The following is a 12,520-nucleotide window of genomic DNA, read 5'->3' as shown; positions in this document are numbered from 1 at the left end:
CGGCCCGGCACTTGACGCTACAGTGGCGCGCAAGACACTCACCGGGAGTTTTCCGCCAAATGCCTGAGTCACCTGGATTGGTCGCGATTCTGGCCTACGACGGCCTCTGTACCTTCGAGTTCGGGATTGCCGTGGAGATCTTCGGCCTCGCCCGGCCGGAGTTCGAGTTCCCGTGGTACCAGCACCGCATCGTCGCCGTGGACTCAGGGCCGATGCGCGCCATGGGCGGCATCCACGTCCTGGCCGACGGAGGCCTGGAGCTGCTGGCGCAGGCGCGCACCATCATCATTCCCGGTTGGCGTGACCGCGAGGCTCCGGTGCCACCGGCATTGCTTGAGGCTCTGCGCCAGGCCCACGCCCAGGGTGCGCGGCTGTTATCGATCTGCTCCGGGGTGTTCGTGCTGGCCGCCAGCGGCTTGCTCGATGGCCACGGTGCGACCACGCACTGGCGCTACAGCGATGAACTGGCGCGACGCTTCCCGGCGATTGCGGTCGATCCGGACGTGCTGTACGTCGACGCCGGCCAATTGATCACCTCGGCGGGCAGCGCCGCCGGGATCGATGCCTGCCTGCATCTGGTGGCCCGGGACTTCGGCACCCAGGTCGCCAATTCGGTGGCGCGGCGACTGGTGATGTCGCCGCAACGCACCGGCGGCCAGGCGCAATTCATCCCCACGCCGGTCAGCCCGACACCGCGCAATGATCTGTCGCGGGTGATGCAGTGGGCTCGCGAGCGCCTGCACCAACCGCTGGAAGTGCGCGATCTGGCGAGCGAAGCGGCGATGAGTGAGCGCACCTTTCTGCGGCGTTTCACCGAGGCCAGCGGGCAATCGCCCAAGGCCTGGCTGCAACACGAACGCCTGGCCCGGGCACGGGAACTGCTGGAGAGCACCGCACACAACACCGAGCAGATTGCCCAGCGCTGTGGTTACCGTTCGGTGGAAAGCTTTCGCGTGGCGTTTCGCAGCGTGGTCGGGGTGCCGCCGTCGGTGTATCGGGAGCGGTTTGGGCGTGGGGTCAAAGCGATTTCCTGAGGTGGCTGTGATGACCCCTTCGCGAGCAGGCTCGCACACATTTGAAATGCGTCCCCCTGCGGGAGCGAGCCTGCTCGCGAAGAGGCCAGTCCAGCCACAAAAAACCTACGGCTTGCGCAATAGATAGGTATCCATGATCCACCCATGCGCAGCCCGCGCCGCCTTGCGCGTGCGCTCGATCTGCTCCGCCACATCCTTGAGCTTGCCGCGAATCAGGATTTCATCCGGCGTGCCCAGGTAGGCGCCCCAGTAAATCTCGGTCTCCTCATCCGCCACACGACGGTAGGCATCTTCGGCGTCGAGCATCACCACCAGGCTGTCGGTGTCACTCACCTGCCCTGCCGCCAGGCGCCGGCCGGTGGTGATTTCAATCGGCTGGCCGATGGTGTTCAACGGCACTTTGTGTTGAGCAGCCAGGGCCTGAACGCTGGTGATGCCGGGGATCACTTCGTATTCGAAGGCACAGCGGCCTGACGCCAGAATCGCCTGCAGGATACGGATGGTGCTGTCGTACAGCGCCGGGTCGCCCCACACGAGGAAACCGCCGCACTGGCCGTCAGACAGTTGCTCATCGATCAGGCGTACGAAGGTTTCCTGCCTCGCGCGGTTCAGATCTTCGACCGCGCGGGTGTAGTCCACGTCGCCGCGCTCGCGCTCCGGGCTGTGGGCTTCGACAAATCGATAAGCAGGATTGGTGATGTAGCGTTCACAGATGTCCCGACGCAGGTCGAGCAGTTTGTCCTTGCTCCGGCCTTTGTCCATCAGAAAGAACACGTCCACCCGGTTGAGCGCCTTCACCGCCTGCATCGTGATGTAGTCGGGATTTCCGGCGCCGATGCCGATGACCAGCAATCGTTTCATCACTGTGCTCCCGCAAGATCGATACCCGGCAAGCGTAGCCGCCAGATCCCGTTGAACCGCAACTCGACCACTGACAGCGGTTCAACATCCATCGCGTTAAATGCGGCGCCCTGCACCACCTGCATCACGGCAGCACGCATCACGAACGGATGGGTGATCGCTACGATATGCCCCGGCGTGGTTTGCAGAGTGTGCAGCCACGCGGCGACCCGCTCGCCCAATTGCCTCACCGATTCGCCACCATGGGGGGCCGCCTGCGGATCGTTGATCCACGCCTGCAACGCCTCGGCCTCGCTCAGTTGCAGATCCTTGATCGCCCGCCCGTGCCAGCGCCCCCAATCGCAATCGCGCAGCGCTTCGTCCACTTGCGGCACCGCCCCAAACCACTCGGCGGTCTGGCACGTACGCAATTCCGGCCCGCACAACAAGCGAGTGGCGCTACCCAACTGTTTCGCCAACACATCGAGCGCCAATGGCTGTTTTTCAACAGGCTCGTTCGTAGGAAAACACGCCAATTTCTGTGCGACGGTTCGAGCGTGGCAAATCAAAGTCAAACGGGTGGACTGCACAGGATTGCACTCGATGAACATCAGTTGAATCGGCGGCAAACCGCCGGTCTTGCGGCAATTGTGCCGCAAACCGGGCGTCTCAGGGGATCTCGCAAGCTTTACGTCCGACCTGCTGAATGGGAAAAAACGGCAATGTCTCACACACCAATGGGCAATGGACTACAAGGGTCGGCGACATCGGTGTAGCCCTTGTTTCACAGGGCTCTCACGTTATTTAAACGCTGAATCGCGAGCGCTAAAAATTCACTAGACATGTAACCTGAGTTACATAAATACTGTTTTAACGGATTATGAAACGAATTCAACACCTCTTCATCCAGCAGGAGCCCGGATGCCCCCTCTAAGAGACTTGATCACCGATCCCGACCTGGAACTGACGCCGTCGGAGCGCAAAGTGATTCGCGCCCTGCTCGACCAGTATCCACGCAACGGCCTGGGTCCGATGGCGCGTCTGGCCGAACACGCCGGCGTCAGCGATCCGACCATCGTGCGGCTGGTGAAGAAACTCGGATTCGGCGGTTATGCCGAATTTCAGGACGCCCTGCTCAGCGACATGGACCACCGCCTGCGTTCGCCAAGCACCTTGTTGCAACCGCGTTCGCACCTGAACAAGGACGATGCCTGGGGCCATTATCTGGCCGACAGCCAGCGCCTGCTGGTGGAAACCCAGGTTCTGACCCAGCCTGAAGACGTGCGCATTCTGCTGGACTGGCTGCTTGATACACGGCACCAGATCTACTGCTTCGGCGGGCGTTTCAGCAGCCTGATGGCCCATTACCTGCTCAATCACTTGCGCCTGCTGCGCCCCGGCTGCTTTGCCCTGGAAGACAACGCGCAACTGCCCGATCGCTTGTTCGACCTGCAACGCCAGGACGTTGTGCTGCTGTTCGACTATCGCCGCTACCAGACCCAGGCCCTGCGCGTGGCCAGTGCCGCAAAAAGCCGCAACGCCCGGGTGGTGTTGTTCACCGACATCTATGCCTCGCCGCTGCGAGAACTCGCTGACCTGATCATCAGCGCCCCGGTGGAATCGGCCTCGCCGTTCGACACCATGGTGCCGGCACTGGCCCAGGTCGAGGCGCTGATTGCCTGCCTGACCCTGCGCAGCCCCGATCTGGCCGATCGCCTGGAAGGCATCGACGCCATGCGCAACGAGTTCAACACCCACCTGCTGGAGGATAAATAAGGATGTTCAGCCTTCCACACCGCTCGCCGCGGGACTTGCCGTTTGTCACCGATCACACCGCGTTGTTGCTGGTGGACATGCAGCGAGCCTGGCTCGAACCGCAGTACGACCCGCACCTGAACGGGCCGGACGCCGAGTATTTCCTGACCCGCACCCACATGCAGGTGGTGCCCAACCAGCGCCGGTTGCTCAGCGCCTTTCGCCAGGCGCGGCAGAACGTGCTGCACACCCTTATCGAAAGCCTGACCGCCGACGGTCGCGATCGCTCGCTGGACCACAAGCTGTCGGACATGCACCTGCCCAAGGGCAGTGAACAGGCGCGCATCATCGACGACCTGACCCCGGTGGAAAACGAGATCGTGTTGCCGAAAACCTCGTCCGGGGTGTTCAACTCGACCAACATCGATTACGTGCTGCGCAACCTCGAAACCCGCCATCTGATCATCGCCGGCATCGTCACCGACCAGTGCGTCGACATGGCCGTGCGCGACGCCGCCGACCGCGGCTATCTGGTGACGCTGGTCGAAGACGCCTGCGCCACCTACACCCCGGCGCGGCATGACGCCTGCCTGAATGCGATCAAGGGTTACTGCTGGATCACCGACACGCAAACCGTGCTCGGCCGATTGCAGGAGATGCGCCCATGAGCGAGCGCCTGACGCCGTTGCCGATGACCACCATCGTCACCACCGACCTGATCGGCATCACCCGTGGCCGTTCGTTTCCGACCGACGAGCTGGAGCACTATCAAGCCGCCGGTTGCGGCTGGGTGCCGGCCAACAGCGCGTTGACCCCGCAAGACATCATCGCCTCGACCAACCCGTGGGGGGCTTATGGCGACTTGCGGCTGATCCCTGATCTTGCCAGCCGCGTCACCGTCGGCAACGGCCCGGACGCCGCTGCACCGGCGCTGGACTTCATCCACGGCGACATCCGCGAGACCGACGGCCGCCCGTGGAGCGCCTGCCCGCGCACCTTGTTGCGCGATGAAATCGAACGCTATCGCGACGACCTCGGCTTGCAGGTCAACGCGGCGTTCGAACACGAATTCAACCTGCATGCCGGTTTTACCGAGCATCTGGCGTTCACCCTTGAAGCCCAGCGTCAGGGCGCCGAATTCGGCGGCTGGCTGCTCAGCGCCCTGCGCGCCGGCGGCGTCGAGCCGGAAATGTTCCTGCCCGAATACGGCAAGCATCAATACGAAATCACCTGCCGCCCGACCCTTGGTGTAGCGGCGGCGGATCGCGCGGTGAACGTGCGCGAGATCACCCGCGAAATCGCCCGGCAAATGGGCGTCGACGTCAGCTTCGCGCCGAAAACCAAGGCTGACGCAGTGTGCAATGGCGTGCACCTGCACGTCAGCCTGCTCGATCTGCAAGGTCTGCCGATGCTTTACGACGCCGGCACCAGCAACGGTCTGTCGACCCTCGGCCAGCATTGGGCCGCCGGGATCCTGCATTACCTGCCGGCGCTGTGTGCCTTCACCGCGCCGACGCCGGTGTCGTACGAGCGTTTGCAGCCACATCACTGGAGCGCGTCCTACGCGTGTCTGGGGCAGCAGAACCGCGAAGCGGCGTTGCGCATCTGCCCGACCGTGAGCCTGGGCGGCAAATCCGTGGCGGCGCAGTACAACCTGGAATTCCGTGCCATGGACGCCACCGCCTCGCCGCACCTGGCGATGGCCGCACTACTGATTGCCGGACGGCTGGGCATCGAACAGCGTCTGGCGCTGAACGCGATCACCGATGAAATTCCCGATTCACTCAACGACGAGCAACGCAAGGCCCGGGGCATCGTAGCCCTGCCCGCCTCGCTGGCCCAGGCGCTGGATTGCCTGCGTGACAGTGCAGCCTTCAACCAATGGCTGCCCAAGCCGTTGCTCGACACTTACCACGCCCTTAAAACCGAGGAACTGGCGCTGACGGAACAGCTCTCGCCCGCTGACCTGTGTGAGCACTATGCACGCCTGTACTGAATCCACCGAGCTGGGGTTGTACACCCGCCCGGTCTACAACCTGAGCCGTGAAGATTCATCGCATCCGTTGATCCTGGTGTGTGAGCACGCCAGCCGCTACATCCCCGACGCCCTGAACAATCTGGGCCTGGACGATGCAGCCGCGCGCGAGCACATCGCCTGGGACATCGGCGCACTGCAACTGGCTGAAAAGCTCTCGGAAACACTCGGGGCGACGTTGTTGAGCGCCAATTATTCACGGCTGCTGATCGACCTCAATCGGCCCCGGCATGCCCCGGACAGCATCCCGGCGCAGAGCGAGATTTATCAGGTGCCCGGCAACCGCGATCTGGATGAAGCCACACGCGAATACCGGCGCCAGAACCTGTTCAAACCGTTTCACGCCCGGCTGCAGACCCTGATCGACGAGCGCGTGGCGCAGGGTCAAGCGGTGCGGGTGGTAGGGATTCACAGTTTTACCCCGGTGTATTACGGCCAGCCGCGCCCGCTGGAAGTCGGTGTGCTGTTCGGCCAGGCCAGCGCCTACGCGCAACGGGTGATCGACGGCCTCGACCAGTACCCGCTGAAGATCGCGGGCAACCAGCCGTACCGGATTGATCCGCTGGGCGACATGACCGTGCCGGTGCACGGCGATGCCCGAGGGCTGGAGTCGGTGCTGATCGAAGTGCGCAACGACCTGTTGCGCAGCCCCGAAGCCGTATCACTGTGGGCCGAGCGCCTGGCGCCGCTGTTGTAACGAATGCTGTAGAGACTGCTGACGCGATAAACGACGGATCGACATAACAACTAATAACGCTGGATAGGCTGACAAGGAGTTGCGCTTCATGGAAATAGAAGAATTCGGCTACAAACAGGAGTTGAAACGTAGCCTGACACTGACCGACCTGGTGGTGTACGGGATGATCTTCATGATCCCCATCGCCCCCTTCGGCGTGTATGGCTACGTCAATGCCGAGGCGCCCGGGATGGTGCCGCTGGCCTACATCATCGGCATGGTCGCGATGCTGTTCACCGCGCTGAGCTACGGCAGCATGGCGCGGGCGTTTCCGATCGCAGGTTCCGTGTATTCCTACGCACAGCGCGGCCTCAATCAGCACGTTGGTTTCATCGCCGGCTGGCTGATGCTGCTCGACTACCTGCTGATTCCGCCGCTGCTGTACGTCTACGCGGCGATGGCTCTGAACCACCTGTACCCGGATATCCCGAAGGTCGGTTTCATTCTGGCGTTCCTGGTCAGCGCGACCTTCGTCAACCTGCGCGGCATCACCTTCACCGCACGGATGAACATCGTTTTCCTGCTGGCACAGCTTGTCGTGCTGGGGATTTTTCTGTTCTACGCCTGGAATGCCCTACACAACGGTGGCGGTAACGGCGAACTGACCCTGGCGCCGCTGTATCACCCGGAAACGTTCAACTTCGCCCTGCTGATGCAAGCTGTGTCGATTGCGGTGCTGTCGTTCCTCGGCTTCGATGCGATCTCGACCCTCGCCGAAGAAATCAAAGGCGACCCGGGCAAAAGCGTCGGCAAAGCCGCACTGATTACCCTGGTGGTGATGGGCGCGATTTTCGTCGTACAGACCTGGATCGCCACCGATCTGGCCGCCGGCATGGGCTTCAAGTCTGCCGACACTGCGTTCTATGAAATTGCTGAAATGGCTGCCGGCAGCTGGCTGGCAACCCTGACCGGTGTGGCGACCGCACTGGCCTGGGGCGTCGCGGTGGCGATCACCTCGCAAGCCGCCGTGTCGCGTCTGCTGTTCGGCATGGCCCGCGACGGCAAATTGCCGAAAGTGCTGGCCAAGGTGCACCCGAAACACAACACCCCGTACCTGAGCATTTACCTGGTGGCGGTGCTGTCGCTGGTGATCTGCTACCTGTTCATCAATTCGGTCGACACCCTGACCTCGCTGGTCAACTTCGGTGCCCTCAGCGGTTTCATGCTGCTGCACCTGACGGTGATCAACTACTACTGGCGTCGGCAGAAGTCCGGTCAGGTCGTACGCCATCTGATCTGCCCGGTGATCGGCTTCATCATCGTCGCCGCCATCATGTACAACATGGGCGTCGATGCACAGAAACTCGGCCTGATCTGGATCGCCCTGGGCCTGGTGTACCTGTTCTTCCTGAACAAGCTCGGCGCCAGCACCGCGCTGCCTGACCCGAGCAATGGCTGACAAGAAAAAGAGCGGCGTCTGACAATAAATCAGGCGACCGCCGCTTTAAAGCGTGGCAACCGACAGTGATAGTCAGGTTCGGTGGGGATCACCGAACCCTTTGATACAGGAGTGCATCCATGCTGGTCTTACGCCCGGTCGCGCCAACCGACCTGCCGCAATTGCAGCAACTGGCCCGCGACAGTCTGGTCGGCGTCACGTCGCTGCCGGACGACAGCGAGCGCCTGCGCGAAAAAATCGCCGGCTCCTGCGCCTCGTTCGACAGCGACATTCAGGCGCAAGGCCCGGAGAACTACTTCTTCGTGCTGGAAGACCTCGACCGTCAGCGGCTGGTCGGCTGCTCGGAAATCCTCGCCACTGCCGGTTTCAACGAGCCGTTCTACAGCCTGCGCAATCGGCACTTCACCAGCGCCTCGCGAGAATTGAACATCGAGCACGGGGTGCCGGCGCTGTCGCTGTGTCACGACCTCAACGACCACACGCTGCTGCGCGGCTTTCACATCGATAACGCGCTGGTGCGCAGCGCCTTTTCCGAATTGCTGTCGCGGGCGCGGCTGCTGTTCATCGCCGCCCACGAGCAACGTTTCGCCGATGCGGTGATCACCGAAATCGTCGGCTACAGCGACGAGAACGGTCACTCGCCGTTCTGGGACGCACTCGGCAAGCATTTCTTCGACCTGCCCTACGTCGAGGCCGAGCGTCTGTGCGGCCTGCAAAGCCGCACGTTTCTCGCCGAACTGATGCCGCAATACCCGATTTACGTGCCGATGCTGCCCCCGGCCGCACAGGAATGCATCGGCCGGATTCACCCCGACGGCCAGGAAGCCTTCGACATCCTCGAGCGTGAGGGCTTCGAAACCAACAGCTACATTGATCTGTTCGACGCCGGCCCGACCCTGTATGCGCGCACCGCGAACATCCGTTCGATTGCCCGCAGCCGGATCGCCAGCGTGCGCCAGCAAGCACAGATCGACGCCCGGGGCCGCTATCTGTTGAGCAACGACGCGCTGCACGGCTTCCGGGCCATCGTCGCCGAACTGGATTACCAACCCGATCAACCGCTGTCCCTCACGCCGCAGTTATGTGCGGCGCTGAATGTCACCGATGGCAGCACGATCAGGCTGATAGCCCTGTGAGCCGCGCCCGGCTGCACACCCAACGACAGTGCCCGAACAGGCGCGTACAAGGAGTTACCGCATGATCGTCCGTCCGGTCAAAGTCAGCGACCTGCCAGCACTGATGACCTTGGTGCAACAGGCCGGCCCGGGGTTCACCACCCTGCCGGCCAATGAAGACCGCCTCGCCCACCGCGTACGCTGGGCCCAGCGTGCGTTCGCCGAGCAAGTGGAGCGAGCCGACGCCGATTATCTGTTCGTGCTCGAAGACGACGACCTGCGCGTGGTCGGTGTCAGCGCCCTGACCGGGGCGGTGGGTCTGCGTGAGCCGTGGTACAACTACCGGGTCGGGTTGACCGTGACTTCATCGCCGGATCTGGGTATTTCGCGACAGATCCCTACCCTGTTTCTCAATAACGAGCTGACCGGCCAGTCGGAACTGTGTTCGCTGTTCCTGCATCCGCAGCACCGCCAAGGTAGCAATGGTCGGTTACTGTCGCTCGGACGTCTGCTGTTCGTGGCTGAATTTCCGCAGCTGTTTGGCGAGAAGATGATCGCCGAACTGCGCGGCAGTGCCGATGAACTCGGCTGCTCGCCGTTCTGGGACAGCCTGGGGCGGCACTTTTTCAAGATGGATTTCAGCCACGCCGACCATTTGTCGGGCTTGGGCAACAAGTCGTTCATCGCCGAACTGATGCCACGCCAGCCGCTGTACACCTGCCTGCTCACCGAACAGGCACAAGCGGTCATCAGCCAACCGCACCCCAACACCGAACCGGCGCTGAAGATCCTGCGCGAAGAAGGTTTTGTGCATAAGGGCTACATCGACATCTTCGACGGCGGCCCGGTCATTGAAGCCGCGATCCCGAACATTCGTACCGTGCGCGACAGTCTCGCGCTGGCCCTGAGCCTCGGCACACCAGATGATCAGGCGCCGTTGTGGCTGATCCACAACCGTCGCCTGGAAAACTGCCGCATCACCGTGGCCCCCGGCCGTCAGGTCGGCAATACCCTGGTGGTCGACCGCCTCACCGCCAAGCGCCTGCAGCTGCAACCGGGCAACTCGGTGCGCGCGGTGCTGCTGCCCAGGCAACAGCAACAGGCAGTAGCGGCCTGAATCCCCTTCTCCCGCGCAAATTCGTCATGAACCTTGACCCATTCGCGTGATAGCCTTTTCATTCTTCGGCGTTGACACCTTTGCTCAAGCCGTTCCATTCCTTTGTATTGGTGGAACTCGTATGACCAGGCTTTCCCATCAAGATTTGCGCCGTAACTTCCGTCAATTGCTGGCTTCCGACACCTGCTACCACACCGCCTCGGTGTTCGACCCGATGTCCGCGCGCATTGCCGCCGACCTCGGTTTTGAAGTGGGGATCCTCGGCGGCTCCGTGGCCTCGTTGCAAGTGCTGGGCGCCCCCGACTTTGCCCTGATCACCCTCAGCGAATTCGCCGAACAGGCCACCCGTATCGGCCGCGTCGCCCAATTGCCGGTGATCGCCGACGCCGACCACGGCTACGGCAACGCCCTCAACGTGATGCGTACCATCGTTGAACTGGAACGTGCCGGCGTCGCCGCCCTGACCATCGAAGACACCCTGCTGCCGGCGCAATTCGGCCGCAAATCCACTGACCTGATCTCGGTCGCCGAAGGCGTCGGCAAGATCCGCGCGGCGCTGGAAGCCCGGGTCGATGCGGAAATGGCGATCATCGCCCGCACCAACGCCGGCATCCTGCCGAACCAGGAAATCATCAGCCGCACCAAGCAATACCAGGCCGCCGGTGCCGACGGCATCTGCATGGTCGGGGTGCAGGACTTCGATCAGCTCGAACAGATCGCCGAACACCTGAGCGTGCCGCTGATGCTGGTCACCTACGGCAACCCGGCGCTGCGCGACGACAAGCGTCTGGCCGAACTGGGCGTGCGCGTGACCATCGACGGTCACGGCGCATATTTCGCCGCGATCAAGGCCACCTATGACAGCCTGCGCGAGCAGCGGCAGATCTTCACCCAGGCCTCGGACCTGAACGCCACCGAGCTGACGCACACCTACACCCAGCCTGAGGATTACATTCTCTGGGCGAAGGAATACATGAGCGTGAAGGAATAAGGTGCAGCCTGGTCTGACCTCTTCGCGAGCAAGCCCGCCCCCACAGTAGATGTTCAGTGAACACCGCATTCGTGTTCGACAGCTCCAATGTCGGAGCGAGCTTGCTCGCGAAAGCGGTGAGTCAGGCAGTACGAGTTTTGAATGGGCTGACGCCATCGCGAGCAGGCTCTCACATTGGACTTGCGGCGAATACAAATCCCTGTGGGAGCGAGCCTGCTCGCGAAGACGTCAGCCGCAACACCGCCGGTTTGTGGCTACCGGCTCAGCGCTTGGCCAATTCCATGATCATCCGCGACAACAGATAAATCCGCGGCGTCACGCTCGCTACTTCGGCGTATTCCTCCGGCGTGTGAATATTGCCGCCAACAATCCCGAAACCATCCAGCGTCGGTGTACCGACCCCGGCCGACAGGCTGGCATCCGCCGCGCCACCGCTGCCCTCTTCAGTCAGCTTGCGGCCGATCTCGCCGTAAATTCCCTGGGCCATGGCCATCAAACGATCCGACTCCGCTGTCTGTGGCATGGGTGGCAAGCCGCGCTTGAGGCTGGTGGTGACTTCGGTTTCGGCGATCAACTTGTCCTGCGAGACCCGCGCCAGGTCTTTCTCGATCCGGTCGAACTCTTCCGGCACCGCCGCGCGCACGTCAGCCTTGGCCGTCGCGTGATCCGGGATCACGTTGGTGCGATCGCCGGCCTGGAGCACGGTGAAGTTGATGGTGGTTTTCTTCGCCTCGTCGCCGAGTTTGCCCAGTTGCAGAATCTGGTGCGCGGCCTCCATCGCCGCGTTACGCCCCAGCTCCGGCGCAACGCCGGCATGCGCAGCCTTGCCTTTGACCTCGACCAACGCCGTCGCGCTGCCCTTGCGCCACACCACCAGACCATCGGCCGGACGTCCCGGCTCAAGGTTGAGGGTCACGTCGTGGGCCTTGGCGGTTTTCTTGATCAGATCGGTGGCGACGTCCGAGCCGGTTTCTTCGCTGGCGTCGAGCAGGAAGGTGATTTGCGCGTAGTCCTTGAAGTCGAGGTTCTTCAGAATTTTCAGCGCGTAGATCCCTGCGACGATGCCGCCCTTGTCATCCATCACCCCCGGCCCGTAAGCGCGGCCGTCCTTGATACGGAACGGGCGCTCGGCGGCGGAGCCTTCCTTGAACACCGTGTCCATGTGCGCCATCAGGAGGATTTTTGCCTTGCCGGTGCCTTTGAACGTTGCCAGCACGTGGTTGGATTTTTCCGGAGTATTGGGCACCAGCTCGATGGTTGCGCCGAGTTTTTTCAGCTCGTCGATGGCAATCTCGCTGACTTGTTTCAACCCCGGTTCATAACCGGAACCGGAGTCGATGTTGACCAGCCGTTCCAGCAGTTTCAGGGCTTCGGGCTGATACTGTTCGGCATCGGCCAGCACTTGCTTGTGCGGTTCGGCGAAGGCGCTGGCGGTGCTGAAGGCGAGAGACAGGCCGAGGCTGGCGGCCAGCAGAGAGCGGGAAAATGAGAACGTCAT

At 62.4% G+C, this 12,520-nt stretch carries 12 protein-coding genes; 9 read left to right on the top strand and 3 right to left on the bottom strand.

Annotated features, from left to right (window positions below):
• Window positions 1-59: 59 nt before the first annotated feature.
• Entirely contained in the window at window positions 60-1,034 is a 975-nt protein-coding gene (gene ftrA, locus NN484_RS07585) for a transcriptional regulator FtrA (protein ID WP_274658814.1), read from the top strand.
• Between the two features lie 105 nt (window positions 1,035-1,139).
• Here the strand turns inward: ftrA and cobF are convergent, their stop codons facing one another.
• Together cobF and NN484_RS07575 are read right to left on the bottom strand one after the other, a co-directional pair.
• Entirely contained in the window at window positions 1,140-1,895 is a 756-nt protein-coding gene (gene cobF / locus NN484_RS07580) for a precorrin-6A synthase (deacetylating) (protein WP_127651762.1), read from the bottom strand.
• Complete coding sequence (locus tag NN484_RS07575) at window positions 1,895-2,485, bottom strand: histidine phosphatase family protein (RefSeq protein ID WP_174823803.1); 591 nt, start codon at window positions 2,483-2,485, stop codon at window positions 1,895-1,897. Before NN484_RS07575 ends, cobF begins: the two co-directional genes overlap by 1 nt.
• Window positions 2,486-2,795: 310 nt before the next feature.
• Between NN484_RS07575 and NN484_RS07570 the strand changes: the two genes are divergently transcribed.
• From NN484_RS07570 to NN484_RS07535, 8 genes are all read left to right on the top strand, one after another.
• Window positions 2,796-3,650: a MurR/RpiR family transcriptional regulator gene (locus NN484_RS07570; RefSeq protein ID WP_127651763.1), complete on the top strand. Its 855-nt coding sequence runs from the start codon at window positions 2,796-2,798 to the stop codon at window positions 3,648-3,650.
• Window positions 3,651-3,652: 2 nt separating this feature from the next.
• Window positions 3,653-4,297: a cysteine hydrolase family protein gene (locus tag NN484_RS07565; RefSeq protein ID WP_274658813.1), complete on the top strand. Its 645-nt coding sequence runs from the start codon at window positions 3,653-3,655 to the stop codon at window positions 4,295-4,297.
• Window positions 4,294-5,625, top strand: a complete 1,332-nt coding sequence (locus tag NN484_RS07560) for a type I glutamate--ammonia ligase (RefSeq protein ID WP_274658812.1) — start codon at window positions 4,294-4,296, stop codon at window positions 5,623-5,625. The genes NN484_RS07565 and NN484_RS07560 overlap by 4 nt, the downstream gene beginning before the upstream one ends.
• Window positions 5,609-6,361, top strand: coding sequence for an N-formylglutamate amidohydrolase (locus tag NN484_RS07555; protein ID WP_274658811.1), 753 nt, complete (start codon window positions 5,609-5,611; stop codon window positions 6,359-6,361). The genes NN484_RS07560 and NN484_RS07555 overlap by 17 nt, the downstream gene beginning before the upstream one ends.
• 88 nt (window positions 6,362-6,449) lie before the next feature.
• Window positions 6,450-7,799, top strand: a complete 1,350-nt coding sequence (locus NN484_RS07550; RefSeq protein WP_127651767.1) for an APC family permease — start codon at window positions 6,450-6,452, stop codon at window positions 7,797-7,799.
• A 119-nt stretch (window positions 7,800-7,918) separates the two neighbouring features.
• Window positions 7,919-8,935: an arginine N-succinyltransferase gene (locus NN484_RS07545; RefSeq protein WP_274658810.1), complete on the top strand. Its 1,017-nt coding sequence runs from the start codon at window positions 7,919-7,921 to the stop codon at window positions 8,933-8,935.
• Between the two features lie 61 nt (window positions 8,936-8,996).
• The gene (astA, locus tag NN484_RS07540; RefSeq protein WP_274658809.1) at window positions 8,997-10,031 is read left to right on the top strand and encodes an arginine N-succinyltransferase; all 1,035 of its coding nucleotides are present in this window, start codon (window positions 8,997-8,999) and stop codon (window positions 10,029-10,031) included.
• A 121-nt stretch (window positions 10,032-10,152) separates the two neighbouring features.
• On the top strand, window positions 10,153-11,022 hold the full coding sequence (locus NN484_RS07535; protein WP_127651770.1) for an isocitrate lyase/PEP mutase family protein: 870 nt from the start codon (window positions 10,153-10,155) through the stop codon (window positions 11,020-11,022).
• Window positions 11,023-11,284: 262 nt separating this feature from the next.
• Here NN484_RS07535 and NN484_RS07530 read toward each other — a convergent pair whose 3' ends face one another.
• The gene (locus tag NN484_RS07530) at window positions 11,285-12,520 is read right to left on the bottom strand and encodes a M20/M25/M40 family metallo-hydrolase (protein ID WP_274658808.1); all 1,236 of its coding nucleotides are present in this window, start codon (window positions 12,518-12,520) and stop codon (window positions 11,285-11,287) included.

Source organism: Pseudomonas serboccidentalis, from assembly GCF_028830055.1.
Classification (GTDB): domain Bacteria; phylum Pseudomonadota; class Gammaproteobacteria; order Pseudomonadales; family Pseudomonadaceae; genus Aquipseudomonas; species Aquipseudomonas serboccidentalis.
The sequence above is the reverse complement of the archived record's forward strand: the minus strand, read 5'-3'. Positions and strand labels throughout refer to the sequence as shown.